This window comes from Peribacillus sp. N1 (genome assembly GCF_054600815.1).
On record NZ_BAAHZO010000005.1, the window covers coordinates 129,217 to 153,699 of the forward strand.

At 40.1% G+C, this 24,483-nt stretch carries 29 protein-coding genes; 10 read left to right on the forward strand and 19 right to left on the reverse strand.

Features of this window, described 5'->3' with window-relative positions:
* Nucleotides 1-90 precede the first annotated feature (90 nt).
* The 4 genes from serC to ACYP5M_RS19125 all read left to right on the forward strand — a co-directional run bounded on the left by serC (nt 91) and on the right by ACYP5M_RS19125 (nt 3,557).
* On the forward strand, nt 91-1,194 hold the full coding sequence (gene serC / locus ACYP5M_RS19110) for a 3-phosphoserine/phosphohydroxythreonine transaminase (protein WP_434168837.1): 1,104 nt from the start codon (nt 91-93) through the stop codon (nt 1,192-1,194).
* 126 nt (nt 1,195-1,320) lie between these two features.
* On the forward strand, nt 1,321-1,839 hold the full coding sequence (locus tag ACYP5M_RS19115) for a tryptophan transporter (RefSeq protein ID WP_076367276.1): 519 nt from the start codon (nt 1,321-1,323) through the stop codon (nt 1,837-1,839).
* Nucleotides 1,840-2,425: 586 nt separating this feature from the next.
* Complete coding sequence (locus tag ACYP5M_RS19120) at nt 2,426-2,788, forward strand: YtxH domain-containing protein (RefSeq protein WP_101224181.1); 363 nt, start codon at nt 2,426-2,428, stop codon at nt 2,786-2,788.
* 190 nt (nt 2,789-2,978) lie between these two features.
* Nucleotides 2,979-3,557: an HTH-type transcriptional regulator Hpr gene (locus ACYP5M_RS19125; protein WP_034314691.1), complete on the forward strand. Its 579-nt coding sequence runs from the start codon at nt 2,979-2,981 to the stop codon at nt 3,555-3,557.
* 2 nt (nt 3,558-3,559) lie between these two features.
* Here the strand turns inward: ACYP5M_RS19125 and ACYP5M_RS19130 are convergent, their stop codons facing one another.
* Entirely contained in the window at nt 3,560-3,886 is a 327-nt protein-coding gene (locus tag ACYP5M_RS19130) for a DUF1878 family protein (protein ID WP_101224182.1), read from the reverse strand.
* Between the two features lie 395 nt (nt 3,887-4,281).
* Here ACYP5M_RS19130 and ACYP5M_RS19135 point away from each other — a divergent pair, with 395 nt between their 5' ends.
* Nucleotides 4,282-4,668 carry a DUF3267 domain-containing protein gene (locus ACYP5M_RS19135; protein ID WP_353616234.1) on the forward strand — a complete coding sequence of 129 codons (387 nt, stop codon included), beginning with the start codon at nt 4,282-4,284 and terminating at the stop codon, nt 4,666-4,668.
* Nucleotides 4,669-4,776: 108 nt separating this feature from the next.
* On the forward strand, nt 4,777-4,959 hold the full coding sequence (locus ACYP5M_RS19140; protein WP_034314696.1) for a hypothetical protein: 183 nt from the start codon (nt 4,777-4,779) through the stop codon (nt 4,957-4,959).
* A gap of 111 nt (nt 4,960-5,070) precedes the next feature.
* Here ACYP5M_RS19140 and ACYP5M_RS19145 read toward each other — a convergent pair whose 3' ends face one another.
* Together ACYP5M_RS19145 and ACYP5M_RS19150 are read right to left on the reverse strand one after the other, a co-directional pair.
* The gene (locus ACYP5M_RS19145) at nt 5,071-5,154 is read right to left on the reverse strand and encodes a YjcZ family sporulation protein (protein WP_061462016.1); all 84 of its coding nucleotides are present in this window, start codon (nt 5,152-5,154) and stop codon (nt 5,071-5,073) included.
* 185 nt (nt 5,155-5,339) lie between these two features.
* The gene (locus tag ACYP5M_RS19150) at nt 5,340-5,423 is read right to left on the reverse strand and encodes a YjcZ family sporulation protein (protein ID WP_083450669.1); all 84 of its coding nucleotides are present in this window, start codon (nt 5,421-5,423) and stop codon (nt 5,340-5,342) included.
* A 200-nt stretch (nt 5,424-5,623) separates the two neighbouring features.
* On the opposite strand from ACYP5M_RS19150, the gene ACYP5M_RS19155 reads away from it, so the two are divergent.
* Nucleotides 5,624-6,490, forward strand: a complete 867-nt coding sequence (locus tag ACYP5M_RS19155) for a peptidylprolyl isomerase (RefSeq protein ID WP_434168835.1) — start codon at nt 5,624-5,626, stop codon at nt 6,488-6,490.
* A 55-nt stretch (nt 6,491-6,545) separates the two neighbouring features.
* Here ACYP5M_RS19155 and ACYP5M_RS19160 read toward each other — a convergent pair whose 3' ends face one another.
* The 8 genes from ACYP5M_RS19160 to cysK all read right to left on the reverse strand — a co-directional run bounded on the left by ACYP5M_RS19160 (nt 6,546) and on the right by cysK (nt 15,523).
* The gene (locus ACYP5M_RS19160) at nt 6,546-6,728 is read right to left on the reverse strand and encodes a sporulation YhaL family protein (RefSeq protein ID WP_053344914.1); all 183 of its coding nucleotides are present in this window, start codon (nt 6,726-6,728) and stop codon (nt 6,546-6,548) included.
* Between the two features lie 99 nt (nt 6,729-6,827).
* Nucleotides 6,828-7,766: a 3'-5' exoribonuclease YhaM gene (yhaM, locus tag ACYP5M_RS19165; RefSeq protein ID WP_101224185.1), complete on the reverse strand. Its 939-nt coding sequence runs from the start codon at nt 7,764-7,766 to the stop codon at nt 6,828-6,830.
* A 168-nt stretch (nt 7,767-7,934) separates the two neighbouring features.
* The gene (locus tag ACYP5M_RS19170) at nt 7,935-8,633 is read right to left on the reverse strand and encodes a (2Fe-2S)-binding protein (RefSeq protein ID WP_459735397.1); all 699 of its coding nucleotides are present in this window, start codon (nt 8,631-8,633) and stop codon (nt 7,935-7,937) included.
* On the reverse strand, nt 8,626-9,450 hold the full coding sequence (locus ACYP5M_RS19175) for an ABC transporter ATP-binding protein (RefSeq protein ID WP_101224188.1): 825 nt from the start codon (nt 9,448-9,450) through the stop codon (nt 8,626-8,628). Before ACYP5M_RS19175 ends, ACYP5M_RS19170 begins: the two co-directional genes overlap by 8 nt.
* A 275-nt stretch (nt 9,451-9,725) precedes the next feature.
* Nucleotides 9,726-10,133 carry a hypothetical protein gene (locus tag ACYP5M_RS19180; RefSeq protein ID WP_434168833.1) on the reverse strand — a complete coding sequence of 136 codons (408 nt, stop codon included), beginning with the start codon at nt 10,131-10,133 and terminating at the stop codon, nt 9,726-9,728.
* A gap of 41 nt (nt 10,134-10,174) precedes the next feature.
* On the reverse strand, nt 10,175-13,195 hold the full coding sequence (locus ACYP5M_RS19185; protein WP_459735398.1) for an ATP-binding protein: 3,021 nt from the start codon (nt 13,193-13,195) through the stop codon (nt 10,175-10,177).
* A 21-nt stretch (nt 13,196-13,216) separates the two neighbouring features.
* A complete protein-coding gene (locus tag ACYP5M_RS19190) occupies nt 13,217-14,419 on the reverse strand; it encodes a metallophosphoesterase family protein (protein WP_434169622.1) in 1,203 nt (400 codons plus the stop codon).
* Between the two features lie 180 nt (nt 14,420-14,599).
* Nucleotides 14,600-15,523, reverse strand: coding sequence for a cysteine synthase A (gene cysK / locus ACYP5M_RS19195; RefSeq protein WP_101224192.1), 924 nt, complete (start codon nt 15,521-15,523; stop codon nt 14,600-14,602).
* A 295-nt stretch (nt 15,524-15,818) separates the two neighbouring features.
* On the opposite strand from cysK, the gene ACYP5M_RS19200 reads away from it, so the two are divergent.
* Nucleotides 15,819-16,007, forward strand: a complete 189-nt coding sequence (locus ACYP5M_RS19200) for a YhzD family protein (protein WP_034314725.1) — start codon at nt 15,819-15,821, stop codon at nt 16,005-16,007.
* A gap of 97 nt (nt 16,008-16,104) precedes the next feature.
* On the opposite strand, the gene ACYP5M_RS19205 is transcribed toward ACYP5M_RS19200, so the two are convergent.
* Complete coding sequence (locus tag ACYP5M_RS19205; protein ID WP_101224194.1) at nt 16,105-16,902, reverse strand: enoyl-CoA hydratase; 798 nt, start codon at nt 16,900-16,902, stop codon at nt 16,105-16,107.
* 92 nt (nt 16,903-16,994) lie between these two features.
* Entirely contained in the window at nt 16,995-18,611 is a 1,617-nt protein-coding gene (locus ACYP5M_RS19210; RefSeq protein ID WP_434168830.1) for a long-chain fatty acid--CoA ligase, read from the reverse strand.
* A gap of 376 nt (nt 18,612-18,987) precedes the next feature.
* Here ACYP5M_RS19210 and ACYP5M_RS19215 point away from each other — a divergent pair, with 376 nt between their 5' ends.
* Entirely contained in the window at nt 18,988-19,866 is an 879-nt protein-coding gene (locus ACYP5M_RS19215) for a dimethylarginine dimethylaminohydrolase family protein (RefSeq protein WP_459735399.1), read from the forward strand.
* Between the two features lie 198 nt (nt 19,867-20,064).
* On the opposite strand, the gene ACYP5M_RS19220 is transcribed toward ACYP5M_RS19215, so the two are convergent.
* Nucleotides 20,065-20,463: a hypothetical protein gene (locus ACYP5M_RS19220; RefSeq protein WP_459735400.1), complete on the reverse strand. Its 399-nt coding sequence runs from the start codon at nt 20,461-20,463 to the stop codon at nt 20,065-20,067.
* Between the two features lie 387 nt (nt 20,464-20,850).
* Here ACYP5M_RS19220 and ACYP5M_RS19225 point away from each other — a divergent pair, with 387 nt between their 5' ends.
* On the forward strand, nt 20,851-21,300 hold the full coding sequence (locus ACYP5M_RS19225) for a DinB family protein (protein ID WP_434168826.1): 450 nt from the start codon (nt 20,851-20,853) through the stop codon (nt 21,298-21,300).
* A gap of 280 nt (nt 21,301-21,580) precedes the next feature.
* Here the strand turns inward: ACYP5M_RS19225 and ACYP5M_RS19230 are convergent, their stop codons facing one another.
* The 5 genes from ACYP5M_RS19230 to ACYP5M_RS19250 form a co-directional block, all read right to left on the reverse strand.
* Nucleotides 21,581-21,847 (reverse strand): transcriptional regulator SplA domain-containing protein, encoded by a 267-nt coding sequence (locus ACYP5M_RS19230; RefSeq protein WP_241663197.1) that lies wholly within the window; start codon nt 21,845-21,847, stop codon nt 21,581-21,583.
* 115 nt (nt 21,848-21,962) lie between these two features.
* Nucleotides 21,963-22,829: a Cof-type HAD-IIB family hydrolase gene (locus ACYP5M_RS19235; protein ID WP_101224440.1), complete on the reverse strand. Its 867-nt coding sequence runs from the start codon at nt 22,827-22,829 to the stop codon at nt 21,963-21,965.
* A gap of 147 nt (nt 22,830-22,976) precedes the next feature.
* Nucleotides 22,977-23,333, reverse strand: coding sequence for a YlbF/YmcA family competence regulator (locus ACYP5M_RS19240; RefSeq protein ID WP_101224200.1), 357 nt, complete (start codon nt 23,331-23,333; stop codon nt 22,977-22,979).
* A gap of 213 nt (nt 23,334-23,546) precedes the next feature.
* Nucleotides 23,547-23,717, reverse strand: a complete 171-nt coding sequence (locus ACYP5M_RS19245; RefSeq protein ID WP_434168824.1) for a hypothetical protein — start codon at nt 23,715-23,717, stop codon at nt 23,547-23,549.
* A gap of 531 nt (nt 23,718-24,248) precedes the next feature.
* Nucleotides 24,249-24,455 (reverse strand): hypothetical protein, encoded by a 207-nt coding sequence (locus tag ACYP5M_RS19250; RefSeq protein WP_434168823.1) that lies wholly within the window; start codon nt 24,453-24,455, stop codon nt 24,249-24,251.
* Nucleotides 24,456-24,483: the final 28 nt, after the last annotated feature.

The window sequence follows — 24,483 nt, forward strand, 5'->3', positions numbered from 1 at the left end:
TAAATTTTCCTCCTATTGAATTTAGTTTTCTGGTAGGATATATGAATAGTCTCAAATACTTTATCACATAGTCGCATAGGAGGAAAAAAATTGAAACGTGCACGCAATTTTAACGCTGGGCCAGCCGCCCTTCCCTTAGAAGTTTTACAAAGAGCCCAAAACGAATGGTTGAATATTGAGGATTCTGGTATGTCCGTCATGGAATTAAGCCATAGAAGTTCGGAATTCGAAAAAATTCATAACCATGCCATCCAATCATTAAAAGACCTTATGGAAATTCCTGAGAATTATGAAGTTCTCCTGCTGCAAGGAGGAGCAAGTCTGCAATTCTCCATGATTCCCATGAACATTTTGAATGATGAAAAAAGGGCAGATTATGTCCTCACTGGTTCTTGGTCGGAAAAAGCATTAAAAGAAGCCAAAAAGGTTGGTGAAACGGCCGTAGTCGCTTCATCCAAAGATGAAAAATATACGTTCATCCCTAAAGTCGAAGATATCAAATTGAATGATGATGCTGCATATCTTCATATCACAAGCAATAATACGATTTACGGAACACAGTGGAAAGATTTCCCGGAAACAGGCAACATTCCTTTAGTAGCCGATATGTCAAGTGATATTCTCAGCAAAAAGATTGATATTAGTAAATTCGGCATCATCTATGCAGGTGCACAAAAGAATCTAGGTCCGTCTGGAATCACTGTCGTAATCATCCGTAAAGACTTAATAACGGATAATGACAAAATCCCGTCCATGATGAACTATTCTATCCATTCAAAAAATAAATCTTTATACAACACTCCTCCGACATTGGCCATTTACTTATTGTCCCTTGTGTTGGATTGGGCAAAAGAACAGGGCGGCGTGGAAAAGATTGCTGAGATCAATGAAGAAAAAGCAAAAGTCATTTACGATGCCATTGACGGCAGTGATGGTTTTTATAAAGGCCATGCCCTACCGGACAGCCGTTCATTGATGAATGTAACGTTCACGCTTCCGTCAGAAGAAGCTGAAGCACAATTCCTTAAAGAAGTGAAGCAAGCCGGATTCGTAGGACTGAATGGTCACCGTTCCATCGGCGGCTGCAGAGCTTCCATCTATAATGCGGTCCCTCTATCCCATTGCCAGGACCTTGCTGATTTCATGAAGAAGTTCCAGGAGTCGTATAAAGCGAAGGAAGCTCAAACCCTATAAATCAAACAAATATGACTTCTAAAAAAATAGGTCTTATGATATACTATTTTATACTTCTTGCAACAGGCAATAGTGCATTGTTGAAGAAAAAATGTTAGTTGAGATGAGAATAGGAGAGATGAGTAAATGAAAACGAAAACCCTTGTGTCACTGTCCCTATTAATCGGGATTGGGGCTGCCCTGCATTTTATCGTACCTGGATTCTTCCTTGGAATGAAACCGGATATGATGCTGTTGATGATGTTTTTGGCGATTACCCTGTTTCCCGCGAAGAAGAATGTATTCATTGTCGCCCTGGCTGCTGGAGCCATCTCTGCCATGACAACTACATTTCCTGGAGGACAGATTCCAAATATCATAGACAAATTGGCAACAGCCTTTCTGTTTTACCTTTTATTCATCAGTCTTAAGAAGTTTTCAACATCCGTTGTCACCGTTAGTATCTTGACTGCCGTAGGAACAATGATTTCCGGCGCTGTCTTCCTTGGTTCGGCTTATTATATCGTTTCCCTTCCAGGGCCTTTCGTTGCACTTTTCGGCGCTGTTGTACTTCCTGCCGTACTGTTAAATACAGTTGCGATGGTCATCATTTATCCAATTGTGAACGGCATTGTTAGAAAATCAAATATACCCATTAATGCATAAAGCGGGATCATCATACCTTAAAAAGCACCGGAATGTCCGGTGCTTTTTTTCCAATCTTATGAATCTGGAATTCTAGTCACAATCATCCTCCAATGATCAATGAATCAATATCCACATAAACCAAATGAAAAGCAGTAAAGCCCCAGGGAGACCCATTGCGAAGGCTCTAGCCTGGAGCACCCTCTTGGGCGGATAGATGCCAGGAGTTTTTGCTTGCCTTAGAAAATACCCCATTCCGCACAGGCATATCAGGCCTAATAAAAAAATGATTTTCATTATTAACCCACCAGTGCCATCCATGTTCCGACAGCTTGTTTTTATTATCTATATGCTGCTCTTCCCTTTATATGTAGCATTATTAATAAAGCTTCAAGTTATTTTTAAATATTATATATTTACTCTCTAAGTTTTAAAAAATATTTTTGTGATATAAAGATAAAATGGTCGATTCTCTTCCATAAGGATGAAAATTATGGTATTTTGATATCAATAGTATTTCTCTCCCTATTTATCATAATTTCCAATTGATGCAGCAGGGATTCAGACCATGGAAAGCGAAAACATATTATAAAATGAGGTGATCCTAATGAAAGCAAAATCATTACTAATTGGCTTTTTGACCGGAACAGTAGTAGCTGGTGCGGCAACCTTACTTTCAACACCGAGTTCAGGTAAAGACCTACGGACCCGCATCAAAACGAATACCGACGAAATTAAGAATACAATTGATGAGTTAAAGGTAAAAATGCTAAATATTAAAGATGACACGATGGAAGCTTCACAAATCAGCAAAGAAACGGTAAAAACGTTCATTTCGGATGTTCAGGTGGTCATCGAGAGCTGGAAGCGGGAAATCGAGCCCAATAAGAATGAATTATTGAAGAACGTTCAGGAAATTGAAAATTCATTGAAAGAATTGGAAGCGGCAGCACCTACTTCTAAAAATTAATAGCTGGCATCGACACACAAGCTTGATTCTCCATTTTTCCCAATAAATCACATGGTTTATTGGAGAAGAATGGAGAATTCATTAAAAAAACTAAAATTTTCTAAAAATTTTGCAAATATTTATCTTTATTAATTTTTATTTTATTGTCATAATAAATATATAGAATCTTATAAGTAGGTGAGCCCATAATATGCAGAATAAAAATTATTCTATGAAAGAAGCAATGATTTTTAGTCAACGAATTGCACAATTAAGCAAAGCATTATGGAAATCAATTGAAAAAGATTGGCAGCAATGGATCAAGCCCTATGATTTAAATATCAATGAGCACCATATCCTTTGGATTGCCTACCATCTTAATGGCTCTTCCATTTCAGATGTTGCAAAATTTGGGGTCATGCATGTTTCTACGGCATTTAATTTTTCAAAAAAATTAGAGGAACGCGGGTACTTAACATTTTCAAAAAAAGAAAATGACAAAAGGAATACCTATATAGAGATCACAGCGGAAGGTGAAAAAATCCTACTTGACTTAATGGAGACATATGACCCAAGTAAGAACTCTGCTTTCTCGGGTGCACTCCCACTGCGTGAGCTTTATGGCAAGTTTCCGGATATGATTGAAATGATGGCCATCATCCGAAATATATACGGTGAAGACTTCATGCAAATCTTTGAACGATCCTTCGATAACATCGATCAGGAGTTTACTGACGTGGAGGGTAAAATCACAAAAAAAAAGATAGAGAAAGAAACTGAGCCAGTTTAATCTCATACTCTATCCATTTCCTTCATGAATGATACATATAACCCCTGTGCGAGGCATGCATCAATGCATTCCTTTGTGGTTATTTTTGGATTAACCTTTCTTTCAAATTGATTAAAAAGCGGTCGAAAGTTCATATACCCTTCCGCTTTTTCTATTTCATAGCGTTTGCTCAAGATATCACAAGTTTCCAATAATTCTTCCGCTTCCTTCTTCGTGAAATTTTTTTCCACAAATAGATAGTCCAACTTGGCCTCCGGATTGCGTATAAGGTTCAACAAAAGCCGTTGATGAAAACGGAGTATTTCTATTTCTTCATTTATATTTTTCATACATCACTAATCCCCAATCGATCATTCAATTTAACATAAAAGCTTATAACCAATTTTTGATTTTTCACACTCAGTAATCCTTCTTATCCCTGGTTCAGAACCTGGCATGAATTGCCCTTAGCCATGCTTACACACTAAAGTGATTTTATCTTAAATTTAATCCAAGAATTTCATTGCTTTTTCCACCCATTCATCGTAATGTATGTAAGTAAATTCAACAGCTTTGGAGGGCTGATTTCGAAATGAATTCGTGGAAAACAATTGACGTGGCAAAACAATATGGGAATTGCCGTCTGCTCTTTTTTTCAGTTTTTACTATATTGATGTCTTTTGTTCTGATCTATACATTATTTAGTGTCTTTTCAACCCATGTTATTTTGTATGGCGATCAAACAATGGTATTTTTTAGCCTATTGCTCTTATTATATCCTGTTCACAAACTATTACACTATTTACCGTTACGATTATTATGTAAAAAAGTAAAAACTTCTTGGTCCTTGAAGTGGAACGTTGTGCTTACATGCAGAGTCAATGTGCATGATCCGATTCGAAAGCATCTTTATCTCTTGACCCTTGTGTTGCCTTTCTTCATTATGTCGGTCATTTTGATTGGTTGTGCCCTTAGCTTTCCGCATTACATCCATTATTTCACTATTTTATTATCTCTGCACACCGGATTATGCGTATCGGATTTTATTTATATAAAAAATCTGGTTGGTTCCCCAAGGCATTCTTTTATCGAGGAACATCTCGAAGGATACGATATACTTATTCAAAAGTGATTTCTTATTTATCCATAAAGATACCTGATAAGATTTTTAGGTATCTTTTTTCATTATAATTTGGTATCGTATTTATACATGATGTTTTGCAAGGAGGGATTTTAGGTTTTGATCTCGTTCTGGTTTATTATTTTTGCTATTTTGATCCTTTATAATATTAATAGAATGACAAACTCTTTATGCATTCAAAAGGAAATTGCTGAAGACCGGCAGCCTAAAGTATTCAGGACCATTAATGTATTAATTACTATTATGTTATTATCCTCCTATATTGAAATTTTGTATACGTAGAGATGAGCAACAAATGATGACCATCATTTGTTACATACATTGGTGATACCCGGAGCATTATCCACATAAAGAAAAAGGGCGAAGCAACAGCTTCGCCTTTTGTTTATGGGCTTATAACCAAGAAGCTCCAATGATGATTAACAGGATGAAAAGAACGACAATTAGAGCAAAGCCTCCACCTATTCCTCCAGACATTGATCTTCCTCCTTTCCATTCTTAAGTAATAGTATCTTCATGCACACTCTTATATCCGCCAAAAGGAATCCATTCCTTTCCTAGCTTGAGAATCACTTCAATCTTTTTTGTTGAGCGGCTACCCTATCCTATTCAACTCCATGGCAAAAGGAGTGGGCTCTTTCCATTATTAATTTTGCAGCCGATTAGCAAAAGGCTGCTCCTACAATTATTAATAAAATGAATAACACCACTAACAAAGCGAAGCCCCCGTTAAATCCATTACCCATTATGCTACCCCCTTTTGTTGTCCTCGATTTATCATATGTATTGGATTAATATCTGGGTAGGCGAACACCCATTTTTCAAAAAATTCTTATTCATGCACCAATATATTATTTTTTGTAAAGTAACCAGAATATGTTATAGTTAATTTTGTGGAAATACGAAAAAATAGCAAACAAGAAACTTATAACTAGGAGTTGTTTTTATGAAGAAGTGGGCATTATCGATTGCTGTTACTGCAGGGCTGATCGGACTTACAGCATGCAACAGCGACAAGGAAGCAGTCGTTGAAACTAAAGCGGGGGATATAACTAAAGAAGAATTTTACAATGTAATGAAAGACCGTTATGGTGAAACCGTTCTTCAAGAACTTGTTTATGAAAAAGTTCTTTCTGAAAAATATACAGTAACGGATAAAGAAGTTAAAGCTAAAACGGACGAACTTAAAGAGCAAATGGGTGAAAACTTCGAAACGGCCCTTGCCTCTTCCGGATATAAGAGCGAAGATGATCTTAAACGTGCACTTAAAATCGGCATGCTTCAAGAAAAAGCAGCCGTTGCCGATATAAAAGTTAAAGAAGCTGATGTGAAAAAAGCTTATGAAGACTATAAACCGCAAATCAAAGCGAGACATATTCTAGTGGAAGACCAAAAAACAGCCAACGAAGTTAAAGCTAAATTAGACAAAGGCGAAGACTTCGCTAAACTTGCAAAAGAATATTCAACAGACACAGGCACAGCTGAAAAAGGCGGGGAGCTAGGCTGGTTCGGACAAGGTGAAATGGTTCCTGCATTTGAAGAGCAAGCTTACAAAATGAAGAAAGATGAAATCAGCAAGCCGATTAAATCCGATTATGGCTACCACATCATCCAACTTCTTGATACAAAAGAAAAAGAATCATACGAAGATATGAAAAAAGATCTTGAATATGATTTGAAAGTCGCTCAAATTGACCAAACTAAAGTTCAGGACATTTTGAATTCAGAAGTCAAAAAAGCGGACGTGAAGATTAAAGACGAAGATCTAAAAGATGCAATCACTTCCGGTGGCGCAGCCAATGCTGAAAAATAATTGAATAGTAAAAAGCGACAGGACTTTGCCTGTCGCTTTTTTTTCATGGTTCGAGCTATGCTCCCTGATTTATATCCTTTTTACGCCTCTCTCGTTCTTCTTCCATGCGTTCAATGTACTTCTGACCTTCCTTCTCAATCCAAGCATCATCTATGAGGCGTTCCTGCCTAGCTGTCCAAATTGACATGACTGCACTGACGATTATCCCAATAAACACGAACCAGATCCAAATTGGCATGTCCATTCCCTCCCAAAAAATCTACTATTCATTTACTAGAGAATATGCGCGAACAAATAAAATATGCTTCTTTCTCCATCGAGAAAGAAGCATATTTCATTAAAATGTTGGTTTATAGAATGAACGATTATCGAGTGCGAAAACTCTTTCCGTAAATTCACCCGGTTTCACTTTTTCCAAGGCCCGGTCCATCATATTTATCTTGGCATCCATATTATCAATATAATGCAGCACTTCCGCTTCCCTAACCATTGGCGGCTTGGGACTGCCCCACTCAGCTTTACCATGGTGGCTTAGTATCAGGTGCTTAAGAATCATGATTTCTTCCGCTTCAATGCCCAATTCCTCTGCAGCTTTACCGACTTCATTCACCATGATGGTGATGTGCCCCAACAAGTTCCCTTCCACTGTATAAACAGTCGAAACAGGTCCAGATAGCTCATGTACCTTTCCAAGGTCATGCAGAATGACTCCTGCATACAAAAGATCCTTATTGAGCGAAGGATATAGGGTTGAAATGGCCTTAGCCAGCCCTAGCATCGATACAACGTGATAGGCCAGTCCCGACATATACTCATGATGGTTCTTGGTAGCAGCAGGAAACGTCAGGAATTCATTCTGATATTTTTTAATGAGGTGCCTAGTCACCCTTTGGATATTCGGATTCCTCATTTCAAAAATGAATTGAGTGATGGTTTCCATCATTTCTTCCTGACTTAAAGGCGCCGTTTGAATTAAATCGGCTTTCGTGACCCCATCAGTATCTGAAGTAATTCTAATGTTACGGATTTTCAATTGGCTGCGTCCTCGATAATTCTGGACTTCCCCTTGAACTTTCACCGTAGCTTCCGCACTGTATGTTTTCTCATCAACCTCGGAAACATCCCATAGCTTTGCCTCGATCTCCCCGGTTTTATCGCACAAAATCAATGTTAAAAACGGCTTTCCATTACTTGCCACCGCTTTTGTGCTCGTTTTAATGTACATATATATATCTACTACTTCACCAATTCCGTAGTGTATGATCCCATTTCCCATGCGACTGCCTCCGTTCAATTAAATATCAACATTATAACATACCAATCTCGTTAATGCGTTTAGTTTTCGATAATAAGTGATGGACAATGGACAGGCTGACCTTCTCTCTTATCACTCCACAAAAAAACCAGGCTTGACCCCAAGCCTGGCTCTCCAATCAAATCTATTTCAACAGTTTTTGTTCGGACAATACGCGCACTTGTCCTGGCCGTCAATTCGGTAATATAAACAGCATGTCACCCGTTTATAAGGATTCATGGACTCCGGAACACTTTTTTCCCCAATGAATCGTTTAAAGGGGGAACGCGGTTCAATATTCAGCCATACTTCATCTTCAAGCAGTTTTTCAATGTCCTTTTCAACTCGCGTCTTTATATCAGTCTGCTTCAATAACTCACTATACATCCATACCGTATAGCTCCAAATATTTTCCCAGAGTACTAGTTTTGATATTTTAGCAGTTCCGGAAAAGAAGCGAATGGCATCAGCACCAAAGCTGCTCAATATGGAATGGAGGGCAGAAGGGCTTTCCTTTTCCGAGACATTGCTCCAACTGTTAGTTTTCAGTAAAAAGTTCGGGAGCCAATGTTCATCTTCCTGATCATCCAAAACACCAATATCCAGAAGTCTGCCTTCCCAGATAAGCCGATGTTTGCTTAACATGTAAAATTGTGCCGTGACAAAAAAAGCATAGCGTCTGAACCACATTGAAATGGCTACCCCTGACGTTTCCGCCCCAGTCCGGGCTTGTGCATACTGAATAAGTTCATCAGCATGATTGAAGGTCTTGGAAACTTTGGCCTCATCTCGGATGGATATGCGATATCCTTGCAGCTCTTTTTCCATGGATGGTGTGAGGTTATGCATTGGCCAGCGCTTTTACCTGACTTTGGGCGTAGCGGCCTTTACCAAACGGGACGCACATGGGACTGCCGAAAATTGGATCAAAGGATATTTGGCAGTCCATGCTGAATACATGCTGTACCAATTCAGGGGTGATGATATCCTCTGGCCGGCCTTGAGCATGTATCGCCCCATCTTTAAGTGCCACCAGATTATCCGCATAACGGCAAGCTAAATTCAAATCATGAAGCACCATCACGATCGTTCTGTTCTCAAACTCATTCAAGTCGAACAATAAGTCCAAAATCTCGATTTGATGAGTCATATCAAGATATGTAGTCGGCTCATCCAATAATATGATGTCCGTATCCTGAGCCAGCGTCATGGCTATCCATGCCCGTTGCTTCTGGCCTCCCGATAATTCATCGACTGCCTGATCCTTTAAATCGGTCAGGTTCGTTGCTTCGATCGCCTTTTGAACTTTTTCTTCATCCACGGAACTCCACTGTTTCAACCAACTTTGATAAGGATATCTTCCTTGTTTAACAAGCTGATATACTGTAAGCCCTTCAGGGGCAACCGGGGATTGTGGAAGAATCGCCATCTTTCTTGCTACATCCTTCGATGACATGGTCGAAATCGCTTTGCCTTCGAGCAAAACTGAGCCGGATTGAGGTTTTAACAATCGGGCAACAGACCTTAGAAGTGTTGATTTTCCACATCCATTAGCACCGATGAATACGGTGATTTCCCCTTTGGGTATTTCTATATTCATATCATTTATAATTAATTTATCACCATAACCGAGCGATAAAGACTGTGTGTTAATAGCTGGTCGCATTAAAATACTCCCCTTTTAGTCTAATAATACCAGTTTAATGAAAATGATTCTCACTGTCAATCTTAAAAAAGAATATAAACCAAAAACTCCATGTCCCATTCCTGTTTGATTCATTAAAGTGAATGCTCTTTTAAAGATATGAAGCTTCCTTTGGAAACATTAATGCCATTTCCCATACCATGCATGTAGCTTCCCGATTCATCAGTGCGTGCTTCTCCGCTGGACTAGCCTCTTCTCCATTTAGGGAAAAAAAAGCCCTCCATATGGAGAGCTTTTTAACCTACCAGCAGGCGATTTGTACAATGTGCCAAGGATTCATCCCTAATGAAGGTAAATAAATCCTGATCGATAAAAGGAATTAATCCTTCTGCAATATTCCATGCATTGACCTCTATTTGATAAAGGATTTCTGATTTTCCTGTACTGTGTAGCTCCTCACTAAGCACAGCGAGATCAGGGTCTGATGCGTGGCCCATCTCATGTGTAAGGATCACCCATGTATATTCCTCAAGCCTTGCAAGCGAGCCTAGGGAGCGCTCACACTGAATTTCGATATCTCTCTCATATAAAGTGATGCTATGTCCTTTGGCGGAATATTTTCCCCCAACACACCGTTTACCAGGAAACTCCTTTTCGATGATTAACTTCAAAGAAGAATCATGGCGGCTTACAAACTCATTCATATTCAATGACTTCACTCTCTTTATCTATAGTTTAAAACCCATTATATTTCAGGGATGATCAAATCATTCATATCCTGGCGCAATACGGGGCTGGATAGACGAATCACTTGATTTTCGCTAAAGTGCTCCATTATATATCGGTGACAAGTAAAAAATAAAATTTGCCGCTTTTCCGAAATTTTTTTCAATAACTCGAGCATCCGTTTTGTCCTTTCCGCATCAAAATTGACGAAACTATCATCAATGATGAGAGGGAATGAATCATTTTCAAAAGTATGGTCAGCAAGTGCAAGCCTTAGGGAAACATAAATTTGCTCTGCTGTCCCGCGACTGACCTCTTCAACCCTGAAACTCAAACCATCATTGCGCTGTACCCAAATTCCTTCACCCGACTGATCAAGTATGATCTTACGATAGCTCCCATTCGTTAAAAAGGAAAAGTGCCGCTCGGCATCAGCGATGACCTTAGGTAGGCGTTCCCTTTTATATCGGTCCAATGTTTTATTCAATAAGCTTTTGGCTATTGCCAATTTCGCCCATTCCTTCGCCTCTTCGTTAAAAGCAGCTTTTTCTTCATGAAAACGATGAAGTAAATCATCATAAATCCCTGAAACTTCAAGCTGTTTTATCTTATGCCTCGCATCCGCCTGCTTCTCTAATAAGTGGGATTTCACCTTTACAGAATCCTTCCGCTTCCGTTCCAAATTTTCAAATGTATAAGTATTGATCTCCTGTTTTAAGTAAGTTCGGATTTGATCAGGCAGCATTCTGGATTGCCCAATTTGAATGGCAATCAAATCAAGCTGTTTTTGTAAAGTGATTTTCTTTTCGGACAATGCAGCGTCATGCCTGAATTCTTCCTCGTCCTTGGCCTTCGCTAACTTAAAAAGCATTTCCATTTCTGCATCAAGATAGCCATTTTCCATCGTCAGCTGCTCGATTTCGTTCGTCAAACGACTTCGTTCCTGCATCCATTGCGTTAGTTGAACCGAGAATTCAACCGCTTTATTCAATTCCCGCTTCAATAGGCCAATCGCTTCCCGCCATGTGGATGGTTCAAAATCAAGGCTGTGTGCAAAATGAAATAAAGCCTTTGATTTACCCTCAAATTCTGCCTGCAGAAAATTATGCCTCTTGATTGATTCATATTTCCTATCAACAGCTTCCTTCCATTTCTCAAGAAGTTCAAATACAGATTCAAGATTGATTTCCATTCCGGAATAAGACAGACCCCAACCGCTTAAGATGCTCCTCAATTCTTTATCCAACCGGTCCCTTCTAGCTTCCCAATCGGCATACTCCTGAATGGTCGATTCAAACGCTTCCTCCCTTTCTTCATATTTGAAACTTTCACTTTCAAAACGCCTTTGGAGACGTTGGTCCAGTTCAAGCAGCCGACCCATCGACTCTCCTTCACTCCCCCTATTGGTCTCACTCCCAATTGCTGCCCTTTTCCTTTTCATCTCATCCAATTGCCTGATATATCCGGACAATACATCATCAACTTTAAAAAGATACCTGGAAACCGCAAACAGAACAGCTACGGCTAGTAGTATCATCCCCAACAAAATCTGTTCACTGAAATAACTTCCAATAGCACCTAAACAAAGAAGTGCTATTAAACTGCCATTCATGATATGTGAACGTTTGCGATTATCCGCTTCCTTCTTCCTCTGTAATGCCAATTGCTTTTCAAGTTCAAGTATTTGTTCATCAAGTATAAGCGATTGTGCTGCTTCAAATTCGATGTTATTCTGCTTGTTGTATATGGACTCCAGCTCGATTCTTTTTTCATCTGGCATTAACTGGGCGTTTATCTCTTTCAAGCGGGCTTCTGTCGTTTCCAAACTTCCCTTTTGCAGTTCATATTTCTCATCAAGCTGCTTTTTATCATTTTGGAGTTGATGCTTTTCCCTCTCAGCCCTTTTCACCTTTTCCTTCATGAATGTACTGATATCCAGTTTTCTTATTTCATCATCAGAAACATCCAAGAATAATTCCTGCTTCACCTTTTCGATATTCTTTTCTTCCAACAGCCTTTCGTGTTCCGCTTTTCTCATATCCAGCTCGAGCTTTTCCAGCAATGTTCCTTGATCGATTGCATGTTCAATTTGCTCTTTATGCTCCTTGATGAACGGATTGATTTCGATTTCCGTGAGTTTGCCCTCAAGTTTGTCCTTTTTCTCAGTCAATGCCGCAAGTTGGGCTTTCATGGGCATTCCAACTGCCTGTAGCTGTTCAAGTCTTTTTAAGCCATCAACAGGAAAACTCACATCCGGAATTTTACTTATTTCGGCCTCAAGTTCCCCCTGTTCTTCAACCAATGGTTTAATTCGCAAAAAAGTACTCACGTTAACAAGGTTTTCTTCTATCTCTTGAATATCTTCCGTGACTTTGTAGAGCTCCTCCTTAAGTTTTGCTTCCTCCTGAAGTAATGCCGTATACGACTGCTGTTCTTCTTCTGATGCTTTCACCTTTTTCTGCAATTCCTTAAGTTCTTTCAATCTCACATTCAGTAAAGGTTTTTGGCCTGATGGCTTGAACCTCGAATCGAGCTCTTTTTGCAATTTCGTTTCGGCTTCAAGAAGTTTATCATTCCCGATCAGCCCAGCTGAAAGCAGATATTTACTCATGGTCCCTTCACTTAGTGTATGTAATCCCTGCAGCCCTTGAAGGTCGAAAGAAAAAATGGCTTGGTAATAGTTTTTATCAACTCCATGGAGAATCTCATTCAATTCTTCCTCGCCGCCGACCCTTCCATCCTCGAAGGTCAATTTTACATCGCCAGTAGCTTTTCCCTTCACACGTTCAATAACGATTTCCCCATCTTTTTTTGTTATGAGACTGAGCCTTCCCCCATATTTGGCATGCATTTTGGGCTCGTAACGCGGTTCGTTTTGAACCTTTGTCGGAAAACCAAACAGCATACTATGAATGAAGGACATGATGGTTGACTTGCCCGATTCATTTTCCCCAAAGAAAATCTGCATCTGTCCCAATTCAGGAAAACGCTGATTTTCCAGTTTGCCGTAACCATAAACATGGAGGTCTTTAATAATCAAATCCGTTCCTCCTCCCTACACTCATTTATTCGCATCAAAAACTTGCAATAGCCATCTTTCCGCTTCATCCACAAGTTCCCTCTGCTCCTTTGGCTCTATTGTATCAAGAAACCTTCTTGCACCCGGATGAATATAAAGCGGGGCCAGAGCAGCATCCGTATCATCAAATTCAGATGCAAGCATTGATACTTCAGCCATAAATGGCAATAATGTTTCATTTGACTTAATCATCGGCATCGATTGGATGATTTTGATTTTATACACCCAGACAAACGATTCTCCCTGCTCCTCTTCCTGCAAGATCCGGGTCAATTCTTCAAGATATTCCCCGGAAGCCCCTGCTGCGTCACCTGCATCCAGCTTCAATTCCAAAAGAAAGCTTCTCCCATCGAAGCCCTTCCGTTCAATTACTTCCCTGCATTGCTTGAACAGGGCATCAAATCCACCATCCGCGGTTATTTCAATTGTTTCGCTTTCCCATATCACTTCAGAAGTTTCAATAAAGGAATGACGCTTCATGTCCCCGTCGAATTCGACGAGCAGGCACCCTTTAACGCCAGACTCCTTTCTGTTCCTGCCTTGAATATTTCCTGGGTATATCACTAGCGGATCTTCTGAAACTACCTGATGCTTATGAATATGGCCTAATGCCCAGTAATCGAAATCTTTGGCAGCTAGTTCCTTCAATGAAAAAGGGGCGTATGGGCTATGTTCGGAATTGCCTTCCAAATTCCCATGAAGCAGCCCTATATGATAATCGGCCCCTTCAGCTTTTATGTAGGTTTCGATCATTCTTTCCCTTACGTGACGGCGCGGATAACTGAACCCATAAAGGTGGACAGTCGTCCCATCGATTTTTTCAAACCGTTTCACTTCGGTTTGCCCTGAAAATATGTAGACATTATCCGGCAGCTCCACAGTAATCCATGAGCCGCTGAGATGATCATGGTTACCATGAATGATATAGGCAGGGATCTGATGCTGCTGGAGTTTTTCCATTTCAGTCCGAAAGCGGACCTGTGTCCGGAGACTCCGATTCTCCCCATCAAATAAATCCCCCGATAACACGATAAAGTCAACCTGAAGGGAAATTGCTTCATTAATGATGGTTTGAAAAGCTTTAAAAGGAGCTTCCCTTAATTCCTTTAATATAGATGACGGCATATCCTTCAACCCTGAAAAGGGACTATCCAGATGGAGATCCGCCGCATGAATGAACCTCACACCGCTCAATAGTGTCACCTCGATTTCTATCAACGTTTCACATTTAATTTTAACATGAACAGAACATACTTTCCCATACATTATTATTTTAATATGTCATCATGCAGTATGGGCAAATTCAACAGGAAAAAGACCGAATGGCGTGAACATTGTTTCATGCACGGCATTCGGTCTTTTTCATCATTCAAAAATATCCATACTTAAATAGCGTTCACCATTATCCGGTGCAATGCATAATACTCGTTTTCCACTTCCAAGACGACGGGCTTCCTGCAGGGCAGTCCAGACAGAGGCACCTCCTGAAGGTCCAATCAATATCCCTTCCTTCGAAGCCAGATCCTTCATGGTGGATATCGCATCTTCATCAGCCGCTTGAACGATTTCATCAAATACCTCTGTATTTAAGATGCTGGGAATAAATCCAGGGCTCGTACCCACTAACTTATGAGGACCAGGCTTTCCGCCCGAAAGAACTGGGGAACCCTTAGGTTCGACAACTACAACCCTTAAATCCGGCAGATGTTCTTTTAATGCTTCACCTGTACCGGTTATCGTTCCTCCCGTTCCAGCAGTAGCGACAAACACATCCAGTTTACCATCCATCTGATCCAGAATCTCGACTGCTGTCGTCACTCTGTGAATATCAGGATTGGCTTGGTTTTCGAATTGCTGCGGAATAAAGCTATTAGGAATTTCTGCGGCTAGTTCCTCAGCTTTACGGATGGCTCCCGGCATCCGCTCTGATGCAGGGGTGAGGACAACTTCCGCTCCGTATGCCTTTAAGATATTGATTCTTTCTTTCGACATATTATCCGGCATGACCATAATCGCCCGATACCCCTTTGCCGCGGCATTCATAGCAAGCCCAATACCTGTATTACCTGATGTTGGTTCTATGATCGTGGCCCCGGATTGAATGATGCCGTCCAGTTCAGCCTGCCTAATTAAGTTGAAGGCAGCCCGATCCTTTACACTGCGGCTCGGATTGAAATATTCAAGTTTCACAAATACTTCAGCATCACCCTCCGCCGTTAAATGATTAATCCTTACAACAGGTGTATCTCCTATCAATTCAGTGATATTATTAACGATTTTTACCGTCATTCAAAAAATCCCCCTTCGATCCATACACTTCCTAGATGCACTTTTACTCAGATTCATTATATCATTTATGATTTTTCATTTTAAAGAGAGAATTCCTCTAGTATAAATAGGTTTTGTTTTGAAGTTAGTTCGGTATAGTTATTTTCCATCGTGTTTCAAGATATTCAGCTACATATCAATATTCCCTGTCTTAATACATTTCCCTCACATAACAATAGTCAAAATTGACAGATAATGATAAAATTTTGATAACAGTTACTAAGACAATAACATTTTTGATAAGGGAGTTTTTGAAATGAGCAGAATCTACAAATTAACCGTTTTTGAACCGTCAGGGGAAAAACTATTGGATGAATCATTTACAGCCGAGAATGATGAGCAAGCTAAAGAATTGGGACAAAATTTATTGAAGGAAAAAAACTATCAAGATCGAACACATCGCTGTACATCACCGTCAGGCGCTTTATTGCTTTTTCATCGCTGATCGAAAATGGAAGCGCAATCACTAAAAACATGATCAAGTTTCAGACACATACCTTATATAAAAAGGGCCGTCACAATAACGTGACGGCCTTTTTCATTCATTTTCCGATGAAGTTCGGTTTCCTTTTTTCCACGAATGCTTTTATTCCCTCTTGATGGTCCGCTGTTTGGCGCATTTTCATCTGGGCAGCTTTTTCAATCTCAAGGATCTTAATCAATAGCGGGCGATTTTTTTCACTAAGAATTTTTTTCGTTTTAATCATGGCCTGAACCGGGCTTTGCAGCCATGATTGCACTTTCTTCTCTACCGCATGTTCCAAGGTTCCGTCAGCCACTTCATGAATGAGGCCCTTTTCTTTTGCTTCAAGCGCAGTAAGCACTTTACCTTCCCAGATTAGTTCTTTTGCACCCACTTCTCCAAGACGGCGTTCAAGGAAGAAGTGTCCGCCTCCATCGGGGATTAATCCAATCCCGATAAAATTCATCGCAACCTTACTTTCCGAATCGGCAATAAGATGATCGGTTGCAAGAGCTATACTTAACCCAAGCCCCGCAGCTGCACCATGAATGGCACTGATGGTCAATTTAGGCATGAAGTATAGAGTGGTCACCAATTCACTGATTCCATCCATCAGTTCATCGAAAGCGTTTTCTTTTCCAGGCGAGAGCATCATCTTAATGTCACCACCTGCGGAAAATGCTTTCCCATTCCCTTTTAAAATGACGACATCCACATCATCATTCTCACTTACTTCCTTCAGGGCATGAATAAAGTCATGCAGCATTTTCGGATTTAAAGCATTCATGGCCTCTGGACGGTTCATTGCAACAGTGGCCGTCCTGTCCGAATATGTGACTAAAACAGTGCCTGCAGGTGATGTCGATTCAATACTCAATTTATTTCCTCCTCTTTCGTTCTATGACTCTATTATATATCCCTCACAATTATCAGAATAGGGGGAAAAGTTACAATTATACAGATCCAGCATTATTTATTGATATATTTATCCTGAAGCTGATCACGCAATGCCCTTTTCAAGAACTTCCCAACACCCGTTTTCGGAATTTCATCCAAAAAGACCACTTCATCCGGCAGCCACCATTTTGCAAACTGCGGCATTAAAAATTCGATGATGTCTTCCTGGGACACTTGCCCCTTATATGCGCCCTTCAAGACAACACAAGCGATCGGCCGTTCCTGCCATTTTTCGTGAGGCACTGCAATTACCGCCGCCTCAAAGATTCCTTCATGGGCCATTAATGCATTCTCTATATCTACGGAAGAAATCCACTCACCGCCGCTTTTTATCAAATCTTTCGTCCGGTCAACGATTTTGACGAATCCTTCTTCATCAATCGTGACAACATCCCCCGTATACAGCCAGCCATCTTTAAACGTATCCTCTGACCGCTCATCCTTAAAATACTCATTCGCTATCCAAGGACCCCTGATCAGCAATTCGCCCATTTCTTTTCCATCTGGTTTCACTTCGCCGTCCTGACCGACCACTTTAATTTCTATCATTGGCGAAACAAGGCCCTGCTTGGCCTTCAACTCATAAAGTTCTTCTTCAGGGAGGTCCTCCTGATAGCTTTTTGGTTTCGAAACAAAAACAAGCGGGCTCGTTTCAGTCATTCCATAGGCATGCAGGAATGGTATCCCATACTTTTGTTCAAAGGTTTTAATCATGCTTTTTGGAGCAGCCGACCCTCCGCATAGAACAGTGCGAATGCTGCTCGTATCATGGGTGCCTTCTTCCAGCTCCTTCAATAAGCCCAGCCATATCGTCGGAACCCCTGCTGCGATTGTAACCTTCTCCTTTTCTATAAGCTCAGCCAAAATCTTTGGGGTGAAATAGGGTCCCGGCAAAACCATCTTCGTTCCAAACCAAACACTGGCAAAAGGCATGCCCCAAGCATTTACATGAAACATCGGCACGACAGGAAGGGCTACATCACGTTCGCTTAATGCTGTGGAATCGGCAAGCCCCAGTGCAATCGCATGCAGCAAAATTCCGCGATGTGAATAAACCACACCTTTCGGATTTCCAGTCGTGGCGGAAGTATAACATATGCCGGCAGGCGCATTTTCATCCAAGGTTTGAATGAATGGCTGTTTCGGATTCCCCTCGGCTAATAATTTTTCATAATGATAAATGGGTGAAAGGGTCGTTTCAGGCAGCTCCTCTTTATCCGTCATAATGATGTACCCTTCCACTGTCGTTAACTCATCTTTAATTGCTTCCAAGAGGGGAATGACATCTGGGTCTATCAGTAATAATCGATCCTCCGCACTATTGACGATATAAGAAACATGTTGAGGAGACAGACGCATATTGATTGTATGAAGGACAGCACCATGACAAGGAATCGCAAAATATGCTTCTAAATGCCGATGATGGTTCCAGGCAAGCGTTCCAATACGGTCACCGGTTTGAATGCCGAATTTTTCAAGATTACTGGCCAGCCTTCTTGTACGCTCAGCAATCTCTGCATATGTAAATGTGTGAATTCCACCATCCGTACGCGAAACTACCTCTTTCTTCGGAAAATATTTTTCAGCTCTCTCAATGATTTGAGTCATGATCAATGGAGTATCCATCATTACAATCTCCCCCTTATATTAAAAGCATCCTCATTATATATTCGACCAGAAAAAAAATAATCCTTTATCCCTAGGTGCCTTTTACGATTATTTTGAATTTGGGTTTATCTAGATAAAATTTTTAAATCAGTTTGACGATTTCGGAAAGGGAACGGATTTCTGAAACGACTGGAATGTTTTTTAAATAAAAAACTGCAGGCAATCTCGCTTTCTTCGATTTGAAAGGATCAAACCGGTATATAACGGAATCATTTCTTAGGAGCGTAATCTGACCTCCAAATTTATCGGTGCAGTTCCCTGACATATATTTTTATGTTTCTTTCTAGAAAAAAGAGGAAATAGTAAAGATACAATTATATTTAGAGGGAGCTCATTTATGGTAAACAAAATAAACGAAGAACTAGAAGCTTATTGCGCGAGTGAATATTCAAAGCTATCACGGGTGATCGTCTGTGAACCTCGTTATATGGAAATCCGGGAGATCATTAACGAAACACAAAAAGAGTTTCAAGAGGAAAATATCGATCAAGCACTAGCCTTGAAGCAGCACACCCAATTTACAAAGGCACTTGAACACGAAGGAATTGAAGTCATAAAACTTACGCCTCAATTTACATATCCAGAACAAGTTTTCACTAGGGATATCGGTTTCACTCTTGGCAATACCGTTTATGTGGCTGAGTTGGCAACAGGTATCAGGCAGGGTGAAGAACAAATATTGAAATCCTGGCTCGAAACGAATGGCATCTCATATTTCAACCTACTCAAAAATCATATTGAGGGCGGGGACGTCCTTATTGACGGAAAGACCATCTATATTGGAATTAGTGAAAGAACGGATGAAACTTCCGTCAAGCATCTTCAAACCTTATTACCGGAATACGATGTCATCGCGGTTCCTTTCATTGAAACATTCCTACATTTAGATTGTGTTTTCAATATCATATCACCGACAGAGGCGCTTATTTTTCCAGAGTCCTTTACAAAAAAAGAAATGGATTTATTATCTTCACGTTATGACATGATCGAAGTGACTAAAGAAGAACAATTCACATTAGGAACCAATGTGCTTTCGATTGGGAATAAAAAATTATTCAGTCTTCCATGTAATAAACAGGTAAATAGTGAGCTTCGTAAACGCGGATACGAAGTCATCGAAGTCGATATAAGCGAAATCATCAAGTCCGGCGGCTCCTTCCGTTGCTGCACAATGCCACTATTGAGGACAACGAGTAAGAAGCCTGATTCAGCCTGAGCAAAATGAAAGAACCCGGACTTGTATGAAAATCCGGGTTCTTTCGCCTTTTTTCAACAAGGTGTCATAAAACAGGAAGGATTAAGGGTTTAGTTCTTTTTTTAATGCCTCGATTCCATCCATTACACTTTTTCAAATAACTCTGTTGATATTGAGGCACATGAGAGTTCTAATGTTAATGCTTGTCTGGAGGCCTTTTCATTTATGCAGCAGTCTTAATAAGATTTTTGAATCCTTTCTATTTAACTGTGCATACTGGCTATGTTCATCCTTCGTCAATTCTACAATATTTTCATCAGTATTAACCCAAACATAATATACAGCTATTTTACCTTCGCTTTTTTCATCATTAAAATAAAAGATGAAGTCCGCCTTAGGATGATCCTTCTCCAATACGAATTCTTCCCAATCAGCATTTCTTACTATTTCTTTTGTTTTTTCTGTTTTCGCCATTTCTACCTTTTCTTTATATGCTTCGAATTTGTAGTTTTTACCTTCATATTTTTGGACGGAAATATGTTCTTGCTTTGTTGTACAGCCTGAAGCTAACGTTATTGATAATAGGCTAAGTGCAACAAGCAGCGGTTTCCTTTTCATTCCTGTCATCTCCTCTTACCCAACTGGATTAATTATCCAATATATTTCATTATACTTCTCCACGCAAAAGAGTAATAGGAATATTTATCGATTTATTAACCAAAAAACTTAAGCTTTTGGCTTAAGAGTTCTTGACCCCTGGTATCCCTTGGCCCTGCATTCAACCATAGAGAAAATAGTTGATGCAGCCTTCCATTTCATCAAAAGCACATACTTACTTATATTGCATTTAATTCCATTATTAGCCGACAATAAAGAACCCTTTTAAATTGATAAGCCTTCCCCTATTGAAAAGGCTTAGCTAAAATTTGATAATATTGAATTATCCTTGCTATAATTTCATGGGATAGCGTTTAGAAAAAAACAAGATTGAAAGGGGAATGTAAAATGAATTATGTAAAAAATCAGCTAACGGTTATGCGCGGCAATCTTTTAAAAGAAATCGATGGAATCAAACCAGAGTTTATGGATGTACAGCCTGAAGGTTTTAATAATACAATCCATTGGCACCTTGGCCATGTCCTTTCTGCAGCCGAAAAATTTTTATTGAACTCCAATAGTGAATTGCCAGCGAATTACGGCCAACTATTCGGATATGGTTCAAAACCAGCGGACTGGACTGGGGACGTACCTTCCGTTGAAGTATTAAAGCAACAACTGCATGAACAACTTGATCGCCTTCTTGAAATTCCGGAAGAACGATTGACTGAAAAAACGGCACAGCCTTTCAACGGAATGGAAACAGTGGGGGAATTCATTAATTTTGTAGTGCTCCATGAAGCCAATCATATTGGACAAATTCACGCAATGAAACTCTTAATCCAATCCAAGAACTGAGATTAAATCATAACTGTCACTCTGTATTTCTTGAAATAGGAGTGGCATTTTTTTATTTTTCACAGTTAAATATGCCGTTTTAATCACTAATGACTTCTGACATGTGGGTATGGGTGCGTCTACTCGTGAGTTCGGGGGGTTACTCGTGAATTCCGAGCGTTTACTCGCGAGTTTGCAGCAAATACTCGTGAATTTTGTGCTTTACTCATAAATATAATCAAAAAGAGCCCCCGCTCTATAAGCGAGGGCTTTCATCTGTTCATGCAAAGTGAACGTCTCTTTAAGTCATTTGGTTATCCATATAATCACTGTATGCTTTTTCCGCTGCGGCTTCCGAAGTGAACAAAGCATCATCGTCCTCAATCGTATGAAATGTATCGTTCAGGAACAAGGCAACTGCATTTGGATCTTTGGGATGCTGAACGATTTCCGCCGCCCTTATATTCGAAACGGTAGGAACGTGGGGATTATTATAAATCACAAACACCTCGTCACCGACTTGCACTTCTTTTGCATTGATTACACCCATTGAATTCTTCCTTTCCATTACTGATTTTCCTTTAGCTTATGGAAAGAAGCTTATAATTATTTATGATATATGACAGGCCTAAAAAGCGGAATTATCTGAATGGGGCCCCTTCTATATGAAGGAGCCCCGCCATTCACTTAAGCATATTCATCTTTTGTAAAAAATCGATTGGATGCTGTTTCCGGAAGAATTCCCTCAACATATAGGCAACACCATCTTGGTCATTGGAGCGCGTCACCCATTTAGCCACTTTCCTTACTTCCTCATCCGCATTGCCCATGGCAACTCCCAGACCGGAACCGGCAATCATCTCGATATCATCCAATCCATCTCCAATCGAGACGATTTCCGTTCTTTTCACCTCTAAATGGTCAGCTAAATACAATACACCGCTCCATTTAGAAACACCCTTCGGAACGATTGTCAGCTTATGTCCTGGATGCAAGATTGCATCAACCTCAGGGAACATTTCCTTTATCAATTTCAACATATCATTTCGAGCACTTTTTTCTGGAAATATAATGTCCATCTTCGTCGGGGCCATCGGCTGGTCAATAAGCTCTTCACTGATATCATCCACATAATTTTGAGCATAAATATTTTGATCATTCAAATACATTACCGATTTACCAAGCAAATTCTCCGGGAGGTTCACCCGATTGCCCAGCGAGTATTTCTCATGAATGAGCAATATTTGGCACGTTGTCTTTTCAAGCATTTGCACGAGCTCTGCAGTCAGTTCTTCTGATATTCTTTTTACCATTATCGGCTTTTCTATGGAAGCTCCGACAAAGGCTCCTTGCTGAGCAACGATCATCGGATTTATTTTTAGGGCTTTGGCCACTTTTTTTGCTGAGTGATAGTTTCTTGACGTCACAAGTGCAACATGGACACCTTTTTGGTGAACATAATCTATTGCTTCTTTAGTCGATTTATTTAAACGGCCATTCGACTGGAGCAATGTCCCGTCGATATTGACCGCAAGTAGTCGATATACCATGCTGATCTCCCCCATCTGTAGTATCCTCTTTCCAAATTTATGACTAAAATTTCGGGAATAGAACAAATAGTGGTTCACGACCCTTGCAACGGTGCTTACAGGAAACAAAAAAACCCCCAACCATTATGGAAGGGAGTCTTTAACTGCTTATTGCTGTTGTTCAGGTAAGCCATATAAATCTTCAAGCGGCTTCATGATAATTTTATTGAGGTCTGCGATGACCATGCTCATCCGTTGTTCAGCTTCCATCAATTGTGAAATGGTTGGGTTTTGTTGGACAAGCTGCACCGTCTTTTGTGCTTGCTCAACCTCTTCCGGTGCAATCTCCTGTCCCATCATTTGCTTTTGCTGCAATGTCATCTGCAAATTACGGAAGTTTTCAAACATTCCTTTTGTTGCTTCATCAGAATTGACAAGATCATATAAGCGTTGCAAATCGGCATATTCATTACTTGCCCTAATTGCCTTTTCCATTTCATACGCTGCATCATATACGTTACTCATTTATTTCCCCTCCCGGTAATCATTGTATTCCTACACCTTTTCCACTATAACAAATCCGATTGCGAATTACACGTCATCCTATTAAAACAGTTACGAAACCTTGAAATAAACCGTATTCCACCAAGCAAAGCCCCAAGGTAGATGATTATCGACAATTTCTTCTTAGTGATGGAAACGATCATTTCCTCAAGTCGGGAAATGGAACCGGCTTATTCATGATCGAAGTGACAGGAAGCATTTCAGCCATTTTTTCGTTATATATCGTTTCTCTTCCGACCATGTTTCATATTTACCAAGAAAGAATGTTTGTAATCTCTGTTCTAACGTAAATGAAGAATTCTTCATTCCCAGTTGATCAAGCATTTCAGCAGTACTTTTTTCCATGGACAATGCTTTCTTTACTTCTGCCTTCACGAAAATTTTCATATTCTGTATAGAGGCATCTGATGACTTTACTTTGAATACTCTCTGGCGTGATTAAATGATCAACACCATTTGCCTAACTGTTTGGCACATCCTGCCGCTTCGGAATCACCCCTGTGTCAACGGCAGCTGTTTCCCGAAAATATAGATTGCTTTATAAAGTCTGAACACATTGTGATAGCTAATAATTTAGTGAAGCCACCTATTACAGCACCTAAGACGACCATACAGTATCCTTAACCAAAACGCCATGAAATTTCTCCATTTATTGCTTTAAATAGAGGCTTGATGACACCTTCTAATTAAAAGAACATAGAATGTGTTATCCACATTTGCCCATCATTTAATTATTAAAGGATATTAAACTTAGTGCAAACGGGGAATTATTATGAACCTTAACCATCAGAAAGTTTTCATTACGGTAAATCCCGCAGAGACGCGAAAGAAGGCGCTACTGTTTATCGAAGAAAAACTATTTGAGGAATGGGGCCTTCAATTTGGAGAACCCGTAACGATCATGGCTGGATGCCGTTCGGTCCCGGTACTTGTCCAGCCATTCCCGTCATCCCAGCCTACATTGAAACTTTCATATGATATGAACCAAACTTTATCCTTACCCAGTTTTTGCGATCCAATCTCGGTCTCATACAATGCGGAAGGAAGGTCAATTAAAATAGGCCCGTTCTTCGCTTCACTCATGAACCAGACTCCCTTGCAAGACGGGACA